The organism is Desulfovibrio legallii, assembly GCF_900102485.1.
GTDB classification, from domain to species: domain Bacteria; phylum Desulfobacterota; class Desulfovibrionia; order Desulfovibrionales; family Desulfovibrionaceae; genus Desulfovibrio; species Desulfovibrio legallii_A.
Genome location: NZ_FNBX01000002.1, coordinates 24,295 through 40,786, shown reverse-complemented (window position 1 = coordinate 40,786; position 16,492 = coordinate 24,295). Strand labels below are relative to the sequence as shown.

Below are 16,492 nucleotides of genomic sequence, written 5' to 3'. Positions count from 1 at the left end.
GGGGGCGTCCACTAGCGGTCCTCCGTGAGGGGTGCGGCAAGCACGCGCTCAAAAATGGCGTCCTCGTAGCGCAGGTAGTAGGCGGGATCAAACAGATCCTTGAGGGTTTCCGCGCCCAGGCGGCCGCTGATGGCCGCATCGGCGCGCACCAGATCGGGGAAGGGGGTGCGGCTTTCCCAGCTCTGCATGGCCAGGCGCTGTACGGCCTCGTAGGCCTGCTGCCGGGGCAGGCCCGTGGCGATGAGCGCCGTGAGCACCCGTTGCGAAAAGTAGAGCCCGTAGGAGCGCTCCATGTTCTCGCGCATGCGTTCGGGCTTGACCACCAGGCCGCGCAGCAGCCGGTCCAGCCGGGCCAGCACATAGTCCGCCAGGATGGTGGAATCGGGCATAATAACCCGCTCCACCGAAGAATGACTGATGTCCCGCTCGTGCCAGAGGGCCTGATCTTCCAGCGAGGCCAGGGCGTTGGAACGCAGCAGCCGGGAAAGGCCGCACAGGTTCTCCGCCGAGATGGGATTCTTTTTGTGGGGCATGGCCGAGGAGCCTTTCTGCCCTTTGGCGAAGCCCTCCTCCACTTCCAGCACCTCCGTGCGCTGCAGATGGCGCAGCTCCACGCAGAGCCGCTCCACCCCGCCGGCCATGATCGCCAGGGAGGTGAAGAAATGGGCGTAGCGGTCGCGCTGCACGATCTGGGTGGAGTGCGGGTCCACCGCCAGGCCCAGGCGGGCCAGGGCGCGGGCCTCCAGGTCAGGCGAAAGAAAGGCGTAGGTGCCCACCGCGCCGGAAATCTTGCCCGCGCGCACGCTCTCAAGGCCCGCCTGCACCCGCTCCCGGTGCCGCACAAATTCGGCGTAAAAGCCCAGCATCTTGAGGCCGAAGCTGGTGGGCTCCGCATGGATGCCGTGGGTGCGGCCCATGCAGAGCACGCCCTTATGGCGGCGGGCCAGATCCGCCAGGGTGGCCAGCAGGGCGTCCAGATCGCTAAGGATCAACGTCCCGGCCTGGACCAGCAGCAGGGCGTTGGCCGTATCCACAATGTCCGAAGAAGTGCAGCCCAGGTGGATGTAGCGGGCCTCCGGCCCCACCTTCTCTTCCAGAGAGGTCAGGAAGGCGATGACGTCGTGGCGGGTCACTTCTTCAATGGCCAGGATGCGGTCCACATCAATGGCCGCCCTGGCCTTGATGCGCGCCACGGCGTCGGCGGGCACGCGGCCCAGCTCGCCCCAGGCCTCGCACACGGCCAGCTCCACGTCCAGCCAGGCCCGGTAGCGGTTTTCCAGGGTCCAGATGCGGCCCATTGCCGGCCGGGTGTAACGATCGATCATGCAAGCCTCATGAAGCCGCCGCAGCGGGCTTGGACGCAGGGGTGGGGGCGGGCGCAGCGGCCCCGCCTTTTGCGGCGGCCGCGCCGGAACCGGAAGCCTCCGCGCCGGAAGCCGCCGCACTGGAAGCCTTCGGACCCGAAGCCTCTGGGGCTGCCGCGGCCGGGCCAGAAGAAGCCGCGCCCGACGCGCCGCCGGAACCGGCCGCAGCGGCAGAACCGTCTTCCTTAATGCCTTTGCGGTAGCCGTAGTCGCTCACATACCAGCCGCCGCCCTTAAGCACAAAGGAGGTGTGCGACATGATGCGCGGCGCGGGCGCGCCGCACTTGGGGCAGGGCTCCTGCCCGTGGGCGTCCGCCAGTTTGACCCATTCTTCAAAACGATGCTGACACTTGGGACACTGATATTCGTAAATAGGCATGGCTGCAAACAACGGCGGCGCGGCCGGGCCGCGCGCACCGTTCTCCATAAAGTTTCGGCGCTCCCGGAGGCCTGCCGCACGGCAACGCCCCAGGGCGCGCTCCGCCCCCGTCCCAGAAGGGAAGGAGGCAAAAAAACTACGCTTTGGCGGCCTTGGCTTCGCGCACGCGCTGCTTCAGACGCTGTTCGCGACGGTGGCGGCGGCGGTCCAGTTCCTTTTTGCGTTCCACTTTTTTATGAGCCATAAAATCCTCCAAGGGGGCAACCCTGTATTTTAAGTGGGTATGTATAAGCACTTTCCGGGCCGAAGTCCAGCCCGCCCTACCAGGTAAGCCGCACGGGCGCGCCGTGGGCGGCCAGATAGGCCTTGCACTGGCGGATGCTGTACTGCCCGTAGTGCACGATGGAGGCAATGAGCGCCGCCGAGGCCCCGCCCGTGGTGACGGCCTCCAGCATGTGCCGGGGTTCGCCCGCCCCGCCCGAAGCAATGACCGGAATGCTCACGGCGTCCGCAATGGCGCGGGTCAGGCGCAGTTCGTAGCCGTCCCTGGTGCCGTCCGCGTCAATGGAGTTAACGCAGAGCTCGCCCGCGCCCAGTTCCTGGCAGCGCCGGGCCCAGGCCACGGCGTCCAGGCCCATGCGCTTGCGCCCGCCGTAGATGACGATCTCGTAGCCCGAAGGGATGGCCGGGCTCACGGGCACGGCCAGCACGTCCATGCCCACCACCACGGCCTGGGAGCCGAAGGCCGCCGCGCCCTCGCTGATGAGCTGCGGATTCTTGACCGCCGCCGAGTTGACCGAAACCTTTTCGGCCCCGGCCAGCAGCACGGCGCGCATGTCCTCCACGCTGGCAATGCCCCCGCCTACGGAAAAGGGAATAAAAATCTGCGCGGCCACGCGCTCCACCACGTCCAGAAAGATGCCCCTGGCCTCGGCCGAAGCCGTGATGTCGTAAAAGACGATCTCGTCCGCGCCTTCTTCATAGTAGCGGCGGGCGCTCTCCACCGGGTCGCCGATATCCTCGTTGCCCGCAAAGCGGATGCCCTTGGTGAGCTTGCCGTTGCGCACGTCCAGACAGGGGATGACGCGCTTACGCAGCATGGCGGGCCTCGCAGTAGTTGTAGAAGTTGCGCAGCAGGGTCAGGCCGGGGCGGCCGCTTTTTTCCGGATGGAACTGGGCAGCCCAGAGGCCGTCCCGTCCGTACAGGGAGCAGAACTCCCGCCCGTAAACAGTGGTGGCCAGGACCAGCTCCGGGGCCGGATCCACATAGTAGCTGTGGACGAAGTAGAACTCCGCCCTGGGGTCCACGCCCGTGAGCAGGGGGCACGGGGCCTGCAGCTCAATGCTGTTCCAGCCCATGTGCGGCACCGGGGCGGGGGTGCCGTCCTCCTGGCGCAGGCCGTCCTCAAACCGACGGCAGACGCCAGGCACAATGTCCAGAGTGGGGGTGTCGTTCTCCTCGCTGTGCGCGAGCAGAATCTGGCAACCCAGACAGATGCCCAGCAAGGGGCGGCCCTTCTCCACGGCGCGGCGCAGCACTTGGTCCAGGCCGCCCGCGCGCAGGGTGCGCATGGCCTGGCCCGCGGCCCCCACGCCGGGGAAAATGATGCCGTGGGCCGCGTCCAGCGCCGCCGGATCCGCCGTGATGGCGCAGGGTATGCCCAGATGCTCCAGGGCCCGGCGCACGCTTGTCTGATTGCCCGCCTTGTAGTCCAGAATGGCCAACATGTGCGTCCTCTCTTGTGTGGACGGCGCAAAACGGGGGGAAAGCGCCGGTCGTATGCCTTCAGTTGCGGTGCAGGACTATAGCGTTTTCCGCCTCGGCAGGCAACGCGCGGCCGCGCGGCCCGGCCGCAGGCCCCGGCGCACCGTAACGCCCGGCCGCCGGAAGCCGCCGCGGCCTGCCCCCCGCATAAAAATTTTCAGCCGTAAAAAGGCAACAATCCCGAACCACTCTGCAAACAGGCGCTGCTGAATCAGGGGGAAACCCCGCCTTGTGGGGATGACAAATCATATAATCACGCTTATTATAAAAACCGTGAAGAACAAAATAAATAATTTCGTGTTTTATTTGAAATAATTTTTTACAGATTTTGACAAACCAGGGGGCTTCCATGTATTTTCCCACTGCAGGCATCGAATGCCACCCCCTTGTTCCCTTTGCCGCGGCCCTGGGCATTTCCTTCGTCACGTCCATGGGGGGCATTTCCGGGGCCTTTCTGCTTTTGCCCTTCCACATGAGCGTGCTGGGCTATGTGAACCCCAGCGTGAGCTCCACCAACCAGTTCTTCAACGTGCTGGCCTGTCCTTCGGGCGTCTGGCGCTACTGGCGCGAGGGCCGCATGCTCTGGCCCCTGGCCTTCACCGTGGCCCTGGGCACCCTGCCGGGGGTCTTTCTGGGGGCCGTCATCCGCCTCACCCTACTGCCGGACCCAGCCCGCTTCCGCATTTTTGCCGGGCTGGTTCTGCTCTACATGGGGGGCCGCATGGCGCGCCTGCTGTGGCGGGAGCGGGGCCGCAAGCCCGCCCCAAAGCCCGCGGGAGACCTTTCGTGCTGCCATGTGCTCGCCTGGAACAGCCGCGTGCTGGAATTCGCGTTTCAGGAGGTCCGCTACAGCGTCTCCACCCGCAAGCTAGCGCTGCTGAGCCTTGCGGTGGGCCTGGTGGGCGGGGCCTACGGCATCGGCGGCGGGGCCATCATGGCCCCCTTCCTGGTAGCCTGCTTCGGCCTGCCCGTGCATGTGGTGGCCGGGGCCACCCTGCTGGCCACCTGGCTCACCTCCCTGGCCGGGGTGGGCTTCTACAGCCTGCTCGCCCCCTTTTATCCGCATCTGGCCGTGGCCCCGGACTGGCGCATGGGCCTGCTGGTAGGGCTGGGCGGCCTGTGCGGCGTTTACCTCGGCGCGCGCTGCCAGAAGCATGTGCCCGCCCTGGCGCTCAAGGTTCTTCTGGCGGCGGTTTTGCTCTTTACAGCCCTGCGTTATTTGGGCCAAGGTGTGTAGCGCCGCGCGCCGCCCCAGAGGCAGCCTGCGCGCGGCATAAAGGATACACGCCATGCACGATACCGCCACGCTGCCCGTGGGGCTGTTCGATTCCGGCATGGGGGGCCTGACGGTGCTCAAGGCCCTCAACGCCCGCCTGCCCCATGAAGACCTTGTCTACCTTGGGGATACAGCCCGCCTGCCTTACGGCACCAAGGGCCGCGACACCATTGTCCGCTACACGCTCAAGGCCGCCCGCACCCTGGTGGACATGGGCGTCAAAATGCTGGTGGTGGCCTGCAACACGGCCACGGCCACAGCCCTGCCGGCCCTGCGGGAGGCTCTGGCCCCCCTGCCCGTGCTGGGCGTGGTGGAGCCGGGCGCGGAAGCTGCCGCCAAGGCCAGCCGCAACGGCCGCATTGTGGTCATCGCCACCGAGGCCACCATCGCGGGCGGGGCCTATCAGCGGGCCATAGCCAGGCTCAGGCCTGAGGCCGTGGTTACGGGACGGGCCTGCACCCTCTTCGTGCCCCTGGCCGAGGAAGGCTGGATGGACGGCCCCGTGGTGGAAAGCGTGGCCCGCCGCTACCTGAGCGACCTTTTTCCCCCGCCGGAAGCCCGCCCGGACGACGCGCCGGACACCCTGCTGCTGGGCTGCACGCATTTTCCGCTCCTGCTGGGGGCCCTGCGGCAGGTGGTGGGGCCTGAGGTGCGCATTGTGGATTCCGCAGCCACCACAGCGGCCTGGGTAGCCGCGTCCCTGGAGCGTCAAGGCCTGCTGCGCCCCGGCCCGCCGTCCGCCGTCGCGCGCTGCCGCTTCCTTACCACGGACAACGCGGCCCGCTTTGCCCGCACGGGCAGCCTCTTTCTGGGGCGCGCCCTGGACCCCGCGGAAGTAGCCCTGGTGGACCTCTAGCAAATTTATACAACATATTTTAACTATTGTATAAATTTGTAAAAAGCGTCACCGCGAAGAAAACCGGACAAAAAGGCGCGAGGGCCTAAAAGCCAGAGAGGGCGCGGCATTCTGCGCTTTTTCGTTGACAGGAGAGGGGGCCTCACGTAAGGAAGGGACAGTCCGACCGCGATTGACGCGGCCAGAGGCCTTATCCCGTGGCGCGTTCTTGCCGGGCCGACCCAGATTGACAGCGCCCCCCGCGTCGCCTGCCGTCGTCAGCCCCGGGCCCCGGTCCAGCCCCGCCGGGCCGGCTGCACAAGAAACCGAAATCCGTTTGGAGAAGCATCATGACAAAAGCTGAGCTTGTTGAAAAAATCCATGCCAAGGCCGGCCTGCCTACCAAAGCCAAAGCCGAAGAAGCTCTGGACGCTGTGGTGAACGCCCTGCGCGAAGCCCTGGCCGCCGGCGAATCCGTGACCTTTACCGGCTTCGGCAGCTTCAAAGTGGTGGAGCGCGCCGCCCGCAAGGGCCGCAACCCCCGCACCGGCAAGGAAATCACCATCCCCGCCAGCAAGGTTGCCAAATTTACGCCCGGCAAGGGGCTGAAAGACGCCATCAAGTAGTCTTGGTTTTTGTCTCCGTTGTTGCGGCGCCGCATCCCAGAGGGAGGCGGCGCCCTTCCTTTTTTTGCGAGAGACGTGCCAGGGCTTGCGGCAATGCCGGGGCGGGCCTGCGCGAGGGACCGTAATTTTACTTCTGGACGCAATACATTTCTTTATATAGCCTTGCTAAAATCTTTGCCCAAATCGAGCGCGTCCGCTCCGGAGGTGCCGTGCCCGCAGCCGCTCTTTCCACCCCCTGGTTGTTCTGGTTAGACTATCTCCTGCTGGCGGGGGGTTCTTTTGCGCTCTGGGCGCCCCGGCTGGCCCTGGCCCCTTTGCCCGTGCTGGCCCTGGCCCTGCTGTTGCGCCGCATGGCCCGCATTCGTGGGGAAGAGGCCGTGGGGGCAGCCCACGCCCAATGGCAGCTGCATACCGTCTGGCTGTTTCTGCTCCTGTTTCTGGCGCTGCTGGGCCTGTTTCTGGGCATGGGGCTCGCCTTCAGCGAGGGCGCGGCCCTGGACCGGGTGGAGGCCATCGCCAACGCCTTTGGCGCGGGCAGCCTGAACCTCTGCAGCGCCCTGGAACACTTCTGGAGCGTGGGGGAAATCCGCTGGTTCGCCTGGGCAGGGCTGCTCTGGACCGCCCTGGCGCTGCTCTGGCCCCTGCAACGGACCGTGCAGGGCATGCTGGCCCTCTGCGCCGAACACGCGCCGCGCAGCCTTTCACGCGGCAAGCGCTGGCTGGCCCTGGGCCTGGCCGCGCTCATGCAGGGGGGGGTTCTGTTCGTGGTGCTGGCGCTCTGAGCGCGCCCGTCGCCGCACAAGGCCCGTTGAGGAGACGCTTCATGACGCAAACGGCACAGCTTATCCTGGTGCTGGGCATGCACCGCAGCGGCACCAGCGCCTGGGCCCGGGCCCTGCGCGTGCTGGGCGCGGACCTGGGCGCGCGCCTTTTGCCGCCCCTGCCCTGCAACCCCAAAGGATTCTTTGAGGATGCGGATGTTTACGCCTGCAACAAAGAGCTGCTGCGCCTGCTGGGCGCGAGCTGGAGCCACTGGCCGCCGCCCCCCGCCCTGGAGCAGCGCCGCCTGGCCGGAGGCGAAGCCGGGGCCGCAGCCCTGGCCCTGCTGCGGGAAAAATGCGCTGCGGATGCGCCCGTCGGGCTCAAAGATCCGCGCCTCAGCCTGCTCATGCCCTTCTGGCGGCCCGTGCTGGCGGCGGCCGGGCTGCGGCCGCACTGCCTCATCTGCCTGCGCAGCCCGCAGAGCGTGGCCGCCTCCCTGGCCCGGCGCGACGCCCTGGGCGCGGAACACAGCCAGGCCCTCTGGGTTGCCCACACCCTGGGCGCGCTCACGGGCAGCGCGGGTCTGCCCCGGATGCTGGCGGATTACGACGCCCTGCTGCGCGCCCCCCAGACGGCCCTGGAGCGGCTGTCCCTCTTCCTGAACCGGCCTGTGGACGCCGCTGAACGCGCCGCATTCTGCAACGATTTTCTGGACGCGGCCCTCTGCCATCACCGGGGAGAGGATGCCCCGTCAGATCCGGAAGGGGCCCCCGCGCCCGAAGGGCAGGCGCAGAACGCGGCCGCGGATCCGGCCCCCTGGGGCGCGCTGGCCCGGCGCATCTATGCGGCCCTGCGCTCCGGCCCGGACAACAAGCCTCCCGCGCCTTTTGACGATCTGGAAAGTCCGGCCTGCGCCCGCGCTCTGGGCGCATGGCTGGCGACCATGCGACGGCTGCCGCCGCCCCCGGCAGGCGCGCCGCGGCCCACCGCCCCGCCAGAGGGCGCGCGGCCATGAGCTCCAACAGGCCCACCCCACACAACGGCCCGCATGGCGGCCCCGATCGCGGCCCGGCCGACAGCCCGGCTGGCGGGGCGCCTGCACAGCCGGAGGCTGCGCCCTTGGCCGTGCACCCCCTGGCGGGGCGGCTGGCCGCGCCTTCCTTTGTGCTGCCCGGCACTGTGGCGGCCAACGCCCGCTTTCTGGCGGGCAAGGTGGACGAGGTGGGGCTCTGCTTTTTTGAGGCCCGCGCCTGCCTGGCCTACGGACCGGCCGACCTGCCGCCGGCCCTGGCCCGCCTGCCCCTGCGCTGGCATGTGCATCTGCCCGTGGACCTGCCCTGGCCCGCGCGCGCCGCAGGCGCGCACCCGGCGGCCCCCTGCGTGGCCCTGGCCCGCGCCGTGGCGGCCAAGGCGGCCTACCTGCGGCCACGCCTGGCCGTGCTGCACCCGCCGGACGGGGCCCCCGCCCGCCAGCGCCGCCTGCTGGCGGACTTTGCCGCCCTTTGGCAGGCCGGGGGCGGCCCGCCCCTTCTGGTGGAAAATATCGACGTCTGCGACCCTGCCGCCCTGGGGCGGGGCTTCCTTCCCGACCATAATCTGCGTCTTTGCCTGGACGTGGGGCATCTCCTGGGCTATGCTCAGTGCCGATTGCTGCATTCCGCCCTGCCGGAAGAAGCGGAGCTGCTCCACTGGAGCGCCCCGGACGGCGGCGACCGACACCGGCCGCTCACGGCCTTCACCCCGGAGGAAGTCCGCACGGCCGCCGGGCTTATGGTCCGCGCGCCGCGCACGGCCGTACACCTGGCGGAAATTTTTCAGTGGGACGGGCTGGCCGCTTCGCTGCCCGTTCTGGCTGCATTGGCCCAAGGGGCCCTCCCCGGACCAGGAACCGCATAAGGATATGACATGACAGGCAATGCAGAGCTTGTCGCCCACATGAAGCAGTGGCGACAAAGCCTGAACAAGGACGACCGCTGGTGCATCCTCATCAATGCCGACCCGGACGCCCTGGCCTCGGCACTGGCCCTCAAGCGCATTCTTATCCCCCGCGTGCACAGCGTGGATATTGCGCGCGTTAACGAAGTCACCCGGCCCGACAACCTGGCCATGATCCGCTACCTGAACATCCCGGTGAAGCCCTGGCAGCCGGAAAAAGCCTGCCAGTACACCCGCTTCGCCCTGGTGGATTCCCAGCCCCACCACCACAAAGCCTTCCAGGACGTGGCCTTCGACTGCATCATCGACCACCACCCCCTGCCGACCGCCCCGGCCGACGCCGCCCCGGACGCGGCGTCCTTTTACGACATCCGCCCCGGCGTGGGGGCCACCAGCACCATGATGACCCGCTACCTCCAGGGCCTGCGCGTGCGCCCCGGCCCGCGTCTGGCCACGGCCCTGCTCTACGGCATCCGCACGGACACCGCGGCCTTTGAGCGCTCCGGCGGCGAGGACGACTTCCGCGCCTACCAGTGGCTTTCCCGCCATGCGGACAACAATGTGCTGCGCCGCATCATGCGCAGCGAATATCTGCGTGAATGGCTGCCCCTGTTCTCCCGCGCCTTCCGCTCGCTGACGGACTGCCGGGGCGCGGGCGCGCACGCCTGCCTCAACGAGGTCAACAGCGCAGACCTGCTGGTGGCCGTGGCCGACTTCTTCACCCGCGTGCACGGTCTCAAGTGGATCGCCGTGAGCGGCATTGTGGGCAAAACCGTCATTGTCATCTTCCGCGGCGACGGCGGGCGGGACATCGGCCGCCTGGCCGACGCCTGCTTCTACGACGTGGGCCAGGCCGGGGGCCACCGCACCCTGGGCCGGGCCGAGTTTCCTCTGGAGGCCGTGCCCGAAGGCGTCAAGACGGCGGAGTTTGTCCTCAAAAGACTGGAGACGCGCAAACTGCGCCCCCGCCAGACCGCCGCGCCTGCGCCGCCCGCCGGGCAGGACGCCGCCCCGGCAGCCGCCCCCAAAGCCGCCGAAAGCTGAAGCCCTGCGGGAAGCGGCGCGCAGATTTTTTGCCACCTGGGGATTTTTGGGGTTGACAAGCCCACAGGCCGCGCGTAATTCTCCTCTCACGCTTTTATGCAGGAACACGTCATGCAACGCATCGCCCCTAACCACACCTCCGCTTACGCCGCCGGCTTCTTTAGCTGGTACTACTTTGCGTACTTTATGGGAGCCTGTGGTCGGGAGCTTCGCTGACGCCGTAAAAAAGTTGGGAAGTTCAAAAGGGCCGCAGGCAAACCGCCGGCGGCCCTTTTCTTGTAACGGCCGCCGGAAAGGGCCGGGCCCGCTTCCCCTACCCGCGCGGACACGCCGCGCGCAACCGCAGCAGAGGGAAGGAGACCGCCATGTATCTGGGCAAAAAAATCCGGCTGGAACGCATTATCGACCGCGAAGACGGGCGCACCATCATCGTGCCCATGGACCACGGCGTCACCGTGGGCGCGGTGGCAGGCCTTATTGACATGCGCGAAACCGTCAACGACATGGCCACCGGCGGCGCGGACGCCGTGCTCATGCACAAGGGCCTGGTGCGCTGCGGCCATCGCAACGCGGGCAGCGACATCGGCCTCATCATCCACCTTTCGGCTTCCACCGCCCTTTCCCCATACGGCAACACCAAAACCCTGGTGGGCACGGTGGAAGAGGCCCTCAAACACGGCGCGGACTGCGTTTCCGTGCATGTGAACCTGGGCGACCCCAACGAACGCCTTATGCTGGCCGACCTGGGCCGGGTGGCCGAATCCTGCGACAACTGGGGCATCCCCCTGCTGGCCATGATGTACGCGCGCGGCCCGCAGGTGCAGAACGGCTTTGACAAGACCGTGGTGGCCCACTGCGCCCGCGTGGGCGTGGAGCTCGGCGCGGACATCGTCAAAGTGCCCTACACCGGCGATGTGGACAGCTTTGCCGAAGTGGTGGCCGCCTGCTGCGTGCCTGTGGTCATCGCCGGGGGCGAGCGCATGGATTCCACCCGCCAGATTCTCCAGATGGTTTACGATTCCCTCCAGGCCGGAGGCGCGGGCATTTCCGTGGGCCGCAACGTCTTCCAGCACCCCAACCGGGTGGCCCTGGTCAAGGCCCTGCGCGCCATCGTGCACCAGGATGCCGATGTGGACCAGGCCCTGACCATCGTGGGGGAATAACATGTCGCGCATCTACTTTCGCTGTGTGCCCTTTGACAAAAGCGCCGTAACCCTGGCCCTGGAATCGGGCGTGGACGGCATTATTGCCCCCCGCCAGCATGTGGAGCAGGTGGCGGGCCTGGCCCGCGGCTCGGTCTGGGCCGACGAGGACACCCCCCTGGCCACGCTGGCCTCCAAGGCCGACGAGGAGGCTGTGCTGGCCCGCCTGCGCCAGGGCGAGCGCGTGGCGCTGGCCCGCGGCTGGGAGGTCATCCCCGTGGAGAACCTCCTGGCCCAGAGCGACGCGGTGCTGGCCGAGGCCGGCACCCTGGAGGAAGCCCGCCTGGCCGCGGGAATTTTGGAACGCGGCGTGGCGGGCATTGTTTTTTCCGGCCCGGCCCCGCTGCTCAAGGAGGTCGTGCCCCAGTGCAAGCTGGCCCAGCCGCGCGAAAACCTCCTGCCCGCCGTGGTCACCCGCGTGGAATCCGTGGGCCTGGGGCACCGCGTCTGCGCGGACACCCTCTCGCTGCTGCACCGGGGCCAGGGCCTGCTGGTGGGCAATTCCAGCGCCTTCACCTTCCTGGTTCACGCCGAAACCGAGCACAACGAATATGTGGCCGCCCGGCCCTTCCGGGTCAACGCCGGGGCTGTGCACGCCTACGCCCGTCTGCCCCACGACAAAACCACCTACCTGGGCGAACTGCGCGCCGGGCAGGAAGTGCTGATTGTGGACGCGGACGGCGCGGCCTCCCTGGCCACGCTGGGCCGGGTCAAGATTGAGGTGCGGCCCATGCTGCTCATTGAAGCTCAGGCGGAAACTGAAGACGGCCCCCGCAGCGGCGCGGTCTTCCTCCAGAATGCCGAGACCATCCGCCTGACCGCGCCCGACGGCACGCCCGTGAGCGTGGTGGGCCTCAAGCCCGGCGATGCGGTGCTCTGCCGTCTGGACGAGGCCGGTCGCCACTTCGGCATGCGCGTACGCGAAGACATCCAGGAGGTTTAGGCATGGACGACAGCACCAGCCACTGGCGCGGAACGCCCGCCGCAACGGCCGCCCACGCCGCGGACCAGGCCCCTGCAACCGCCGACGCGGCCGCCCCGGCGGATCCTCAGGCCCGTCTGGCCGTCATCCGCAAGGAAATCGACAGCGTGGACAGCCAACTGCTGGCCCTCTGCAACCGACGCGCGGCCCTGAGCCTGGAGGTGGGCCGCATCAAGGCCGACGTGCCGGGCATCATCTTCAAGCCTCTGCGGGAAAAAGAAGTGCTGGACGGCCTGGCCGCCCACAACCCCGGTCCCCTGCCCGAAGACCATCTGCGGGCCATCTGGCGCGAGATTTTTTCCTCCTCCCGCGCCCTGCAACGCCCGCAGAACGTGGCTTACCTCGGTCCCGAGGGCACGTTCTCCTACTTCGCGGGGGTGGAATACCTGGGGCACGCCGCCCGCTTCCATCCCTGCAACGACCTGACCGAAGTCTTTGAGGAAGTGGCCTCCGGCCAGTGCGAACTGGGCGTGGCGCCCCTGGAAAATTCCCTGCAGGGCACCGTGGGCGTGAGCTTTGACCTCTTCCTCAAGCACGAGGTCTATATCCAGGCCGAGCTCTTTTCCCGCATTTCGCACTGCCTTTTGAGCAACGCGCCTTCCCTGGCCGCCGTGCGCACGGTCTATTCCCACCCCCAGCCCCTGGCCCAATGCGGGGTCTGGCTGCGCGCCCACCTGCCCGGCGCGGCCCTGGTGCCCGTGGAATCCACGGCCGCCGCAGCCCAGCGCGCCGCCTCCAGCCCCGACGCCGCGGCCATCGGCCACGGCAAGCTGGCCGACCTGCTGGGCCTGGGCGTGCTGGCCCGGCGCATTGAAAACGAGCCCGGCAACTGGACGCGCTTTGTCATCATCGGCCCCAGCAGCGCCCGCCACGGCGGCCGCCTCAGCGGCCCCCAGCCCGGCCACACCGGCGCGGACAAAACCTCCCTGCTCTTCACCACGCCGGACAAAGCCGGGGCGCTCTCCGGCGTGCTGGAGCTCCTGGCGAGCCACGGCGTGAACATGCGCAAGCTGGAATCCCGCCCCCTGCGCGGCCAGTGCTGGAAGTACGTCTTCTTTGTGGATGTGGAATGCGACCTGGAAGACCCGCGCTACGCCGCGCTGCTTACCCAATTGCACGAAGCCTGCACCAGCTTCCGCATCCTGGGCAGCTACCCCACGGGCCCGCAGCTGGACCGCCTGGACCTCAACGCCGCAGAACCGGAGCACTGAACCCCATGAGCCAGACCTCTACCCCCGCGGCGGTGCGCGCGCCCGCCTCCAAATCCCTTTCCCACCGCTTTCTTCTGGGCGCGGCCCTGGCGGACGGCGTTTCCACCGTGCGCCACGCCCTGGTCAGCGACGATACGGACCGCACCCGCACCGTGCTTGCCGCGGCCGGGGCGCGCTTCACCCCCCTGCCCGGCATGGGTGAAGGCTGCTGGCAGGTGGCCGGCACGGCCGGACGGCCACAGGGCGGCACGGACGCCGCCCCTCTGGACTGCGACGTGGGCGCTTCCGGCACCACCTGCCGCCTGCTCACGGCCGTGCTGGCCGCCGGGCGTGGCGTCTTCCACGTTCACGGCGCGGGCCGCCTGCACCAGCGCCCCATGGACGAGCTGGTCCAGGCTCTGCGCTTTCTGGGCGCGGACATCCGCTACGAAGGCCAGCCGGGCTGCCCGCCCCTGCGCATCCATGCCGCGGGCCTGCAGCCGGCCCTCTGCGGCGGCGAGGTGGAGCTGGGTATGGAGCGCTCCAGCCAGTTCTTCTCCGGGCTGCTCCTGGCCGCGCCGCTTTTGCCCGCCCCCCTAGCCGTATCCCTCTGTGGGCAGAAGGCCGTGTCCTGGCCCTATGTGGGCCTGACCCTGCAGGCCCTGGAAGCCTTCGGCCTGAACTTTGACGTGGAAACCCGCCCCTGTCCTGACGTCCTCTGGCAGGCGCTGCCCCCCGGGGCCTGGCGCGAGCTCAAGGCCGCCGAGCCCGGCTGTCTGCGCGTTACGGTCCGCCCCGGCCCCTACCGGCCCGGCGTCTACGACGTGGAAGGGGACTGGTCCGGCGCGTCCTACCTTCTGGCCGCCGGGGCCCTGGGCCGCCGCCCTGTACGGGTGGAGGGCCTCAACCCCGCCTCTCTCCAGGGCGACCGCGCCCTGCTGGGCATCCTGCAAAAAATGGGCGCGCGCCTGGAAACGGAAGCCAATGCCGTCACTGTCCACCCCTCGGCCCTGCACGGCGTGGAGCTGGACATGGGCGACTGCCCGGACCTGGTGCCCACCGTGGCCGTGCTGGCCGCCTTTGCCCGCGGTTCCACCCGCATCCGCAACGTGGCCCACCTGCGCCTCAAGGAATCGGACCGCATCAGCGCCCCGGCCACAGAGCTGGCCAAGGCGGGCGTGACCGTGGACCAGCTCTCCGACGGCCTTCTGGTGCACGGCCTGGCCGGACGCGGGCACGGCAAGCCCGACCACCCCTGCCTGCCCGCCGACGCCGCCCTCTCCGCCCACGACGACCACCGCATGGCCATGTCCCTGGCGCTTCTGGACCTGCGCGAACCCGAAACCCACGTCCGCGCCCGCCTGGACGACCCCGCCGTGGTGCGCAAATCCTTCCCGCAATTCTGGAACGTCTGGGAGCAACTGGCATGAGCCGCACCCCAACCATCCCCCAGCCCGCCGCAACCGAGGGCTTTGACCGCGCCCTCCCCCTGCTTTTTGTGGGCTCCCGCGGGCGCATGGGGGCCATGCTGCTGGCCCGCGCCGCCGCTGCGGGCCTCAACGCCCGCGGCGTGGACCAGCCCCTGACCCCCGCCGCCTTGGCCCCGGCCTGCGCGGACGCGGGCCTGGTTCTGCTCTGCGTGCCCGCCGCCGTGGTGCCCGCCGTTCTCGCCAGCCTTATCCCGCACCTGCCGCCCAGCGCCGTGCTGGCCGACATTACCTCCGTCAAGGAGCGCCCCCTGCGCCAGATGGAGGCCGCCTGGCCTGGCCCCGTGGTGGGCACGCACCCCCTCTTCGGCCCCAAGCCGGACCCCCACGGCCCCCTGCCCGTGGCCATCGTGCCCGGCCGCCGCGTTGCCGGACACGGTGGCGACACAGCCCTTCCGCTGGTGGAGGGCTTCTTCCGCGCTCTGGGCTTCCAGACCTTCCGCACCACGGCCCGCCAGCACGACGAGGCCATGGCCCGCATCCAGAGCATGAACTTCATCACCAATCTGGCCTACTTCGCCCTCCTGGCCGGGCAGGACGACCTGCTGCCCTTTCTCACGCCCTCTTTCCGGCGGCGGCGGGACGCGGCCCGCAAAATGCTTACCGAAGACGCCGCCCTGTTCACCGGCCTTTTTGAGGCCAACCCCCACAGCTACGAAGCCGTGCGCCAGTACCGCCAGCTGCTCAACCTGGCCGCCGCCGGCGACGTGGACCTGCTCTGCCAGCGCGCCCGCTGGTGGTGGCCCGACGACGAAGACAAAGAGTAACCCCTGCAGCGCAAAGGCGCACAAGGCAGGCAGTTGCCCGACGGCCGGCGCGCCCATGACCGCGGTGGAGGATTCCAGCTTCATCAGCTGCGTCGAAGGCAGCAGCCCGGCCCACAAGCGCCCCAGGAAAGGCATGGCCGAGAGGGGAAAGGTCACGCCGGCTCGGACAACGGACAGCGCGCCGACGGGATAACTGCCGGGATTGCGATGGCTGCCGCAGCGCCAGAGCAGATTACCCTTGAGAACAGACATACTCAAAGTTTACGGCACGCTCGTTTCGGCGCTTGCCAGCGCAAATACATTGCGCTTACGCCTTCACGGCGGGCGTCTGCTCATGCAGCCGCCAGGGCATTGCAAAGTTGCAATGCCTAGTACCAGAGCGTCTTCAGCTCCGCATCCGTCACGCCCAGCCGGTGCATGCACATTTCAAAATAGGCCCGCCAGGGGAAGTAACGGCTGTTGCCGCGCCATTCGGGGTTCATGGAGCTGGCTTCCTGGCGGCACTGGGCCTCGGCCATGCGCAGTTGCTGCTCTTCAAAGGTCAAGGGCCGCTGCTGGCGCGGGGCGCAGCCCAAGGCCGCGATCAACGCCAGGGCGCAGAGCAGAAGCGCTGCCCCACGCAGGGAAACGGCTGCCGGAAACAAACGCTGCAAGAACATAGGGAGGCCTCCTCCATTGTTGGGGGAAAACCAGAGGGGGAACGGCCTGCCGAACAGGCCGCGCACAGACGCGGCGCCTGCGGCGGCACGCGCTGCGCCGACGTTCCGACGGCGGTAGGGATCGCCCGCCCGGGCGGGGATAGTACGCTCCTGGTGCAACCCCGGCCCGAAACGGGCTCCTGACGCTGCCAGAAGGCAAAAGACCCCGCATCCCGGTCG

Annotated in this window: 18 protein-coding genes; 12 read left to right on the top strand and 6 right to left on the bottom strand. The window is 68.4% G+C overall.

The window, feature by feature from the left end; all coding sequences use genetic code 11:
* Positions 1-11 precede the first annotated feature (11 nt).
* From purB to BLS55_RS11775, 5 genes are all read right to left on the bottom strand, one after another.
* Positions 12-1,325 carry an adenylosuccinate lyase gene (gene purB, locus BLS55_RS01435; protein WP_092152574.1) on the bottom strand — a complete coding sequence of 438 codons (1,314 nt, stop codon included), beginning with the start codon at positions 1,323-1,325 and terminating at the stop codon, positions 12-14.
* A 7-nt stretch (positions 1,326-1,332) separates the two neighbouring features.
* Positions 1,333-1,743, bottom strand: a complete 411-nt coding sequence (locus BLS55_RS01430; RefSeq protein ID WP_092152763.1) for an FmdB family zinc ribbon protein — start codon at positions 1,741-1,743, stop codon at positions 1,333-1,335.
* Between the two features lie 320 nt (positions 1,744-2,063).
* Positions 2,064-2,843, bottom strand: coding sequence for an imidazole glycerol phosphate synthase subunit HisF (hisF, locus tag BLS55_RS01425; RefSeq protein WP_092152573.1), 780 nt, complete (start codon positions 2,841-2,843; stop codon positions 2,064-2,066).
* Positions 2,833-3,471, bottom strand: coding sequence for an imidazole glycerol phosphate synthase subunit HisH (gene hisH, locus BLS55_RS01420; RefSeq protein WP_092152572.1), 639 nt, complete (start codon positions 3,469-3,471; stop codon positions 2,833-2,835). The genes hisF and hisH overlap by 11 nt, the downstream gene beginning before the upstream one ends.
* A 58-nt stretch (positions 3,472-3,529) precedes the next feature.
* Entirely contained in the window at positions 3,530-3,859 is a 330-nt protein-coding gene (locus BLS55_RS11775; protein WP_143339492.1) for a hypothetical protein, read from the bottom strand.
* On the opposite strand from BLS55_RS11775, the gene BLS55_RS01415 reads away from it, so the two are divergent.
* The 12 genes from BLS55_RS01415 to BLS55_RS01360 all read left to right on the top strand — a co-directional run bounded on the left by BLS55_RS01415 (position 3,858) and on the right by BLS55_RS01360 (position 15,614).
* Positions 3,858-4,745 (top strand): sulfite exporter TauE/SafE family protein, encoded by an 888-nt coding sequence (locus tag BLS55_RS01415; RefSeq protein WP_092152571.1) that lies wholly within the window; start codon positions 3,858-3,860, stop codon positions 4,743-4,745. The two genes, BLS55_RS11775 and BLS55_RS01415, sit on opposite strands and share 2 nt — an antisense overlap.
* 52 nt (positions 4,746-4,797) lie before the next feature.
* Positions 4,798-5,640 (top strand): glutamate racemase, encoded by an 843-nt coding sequence (murI, locus tag BLS55_RS01410; protein WP_092152570.1) that lies wholly within the window; start codon positions 4,798-4,800, stop codon positions 5,638-5,640.
* Positions 5,641-5,933: 293 nt separating this feature from the next.
* Positions 5,934-6,245 carry an HU family DNA-binding protein gene (locus BLS55_RS01405; RefSeq protein WP_373886017.1) on the top strand — a complete coding sequence of 104 codons (312 nt, stop codon included), beginning with the start codon at positions 5,934-5,936 and terminating at the stop codon, positions 6,243-6,245.
* 209 nt (positions 6,246-6,454) lie between these two features.
* Positions 6,455-7,027 carry a hypothetical protein gene (locus BLS55_RS01400; RefSeq protein WP_092152566.1) on the top strand — a complete coding sequence of 191 codons (573 nt, stop codon included), beginning with the start codon at positions 6,455-6,457 and terminating at the stop codon, positions 7,025-7,027.
* Positions 7,028-7,068: 41 nt separating this feature from the next.
* Positions 7,069-8,022 (top strand): sulfotransferase family protein, encoded by a 954-nt coding sequence (locus tag BLS55_RS01395; RefSeq protein ID WP_092152565.1) that lies wholly within the window; start codon positions 7,069-7,071, stop codon positions 8,020-8,022.
* On the top strand, positions 8,019-8,903 hold the full coding sequence (gene cbiR / locus BLS55_RS12360) for a cobamide remodeling phosphodiesterase CbiR (protein ID WP_306806873.1): 885 nt from the start codon (positions 8,019-8,021) through the stop codon (positions 8,901-8,903). Before BLS55_RS01395 ends, cbiR begins: the two co-directional genes overlap by 4 nt.
* A 9-nt stretch (positions 8,904-8,912) precedes the next feature.
* On the top strand, positions 8,913-9,986 hold the full coding sequence (locus tag BLS55_RS01385; protein ID WP_092152564.1) for a DHH family phosphoesterase: 1,074 nt from the start codon (positions 8,913-8,915) through the stop codon (positions 9,984-9,986).
* A 365-nt stretch (positions 9,987-10,351) separates the two neighbouring features.
* Complete coding sequence (locus BLS55_RS01380; RefSeq protein ID WP_092152563.1) at positions 10,352-11,149, top strand: 2-amino-3,7-dideoxy-D-threo-hept-6-ulosonate synthase; 798 nt, start codon at positions 10,352-10,354, stop codon at positions 11,147-11,149.
* Between the two features lies 1 nt (position 11,150).
* Entirely contained in the window at positions 11,151-12,131 is a 981-nt protein-coding gene (locus BLS55_RS01375; RefSeq protein ID WP_092152561.1) for a 3-dehydroquinate synthase II family protein, read from the top strand.
* A gap of 2 nt (positions 12,132-12,133) precedes the next feature.
* Entirely contained in the window at positions 12,134-13,381 is a 1,248-nt protein-coding gene (pheA, locus tag BLS55_RS01370; RefSeq protein WP_092152560.1) for a prephenate dehydratase, read from the top strand.
* A 5-nt stretch (positions 13,382-13,386) separates the two neighbouring features.
* Entirely contained in the window at positions 13,387-14,790 is a 1,404-nt protein-coding gene (locus tag BLS55_RS01365) for a 3-phosphoshikimate 1-carboxyvinyltransferase (protein WP_092152559.1), read from the top strand.
* The gene (locus BLS55_RS01360; RefSeq protein ID WP_092152557.1) at positions 14,787-15,614 is read left to right on the top strand and encodes a prephenate dehydrogenase/arogenate dehydrogenase family protein; all 828 of its coding nucleotides are present in this window, start codon (positions 14,787-14,789) and stop codon (positions 15,612-15,614) included. Before BLS55_RS01365 ends, BLS55_RS01360 begins: the two co-directional genes overlap by 4 nt.
* Before the next feature lie 368 nt (positions 15,615-15,982).
* Here BLS55_RS01360 and BLS55_RS01355 read toward each other — a convergent pair whose 3' ends face one another.
* Entirely contained in the window at positions 15,983-16,273 is a 291-nt protein-coding gene (locus BLS55_RS01355; protein WP_257243084.1) for a hypothetical protein, read from the bottom strand.
* Between the last annotated feature and the right edge of the window lie 219 nt (positions 16,274-16,492).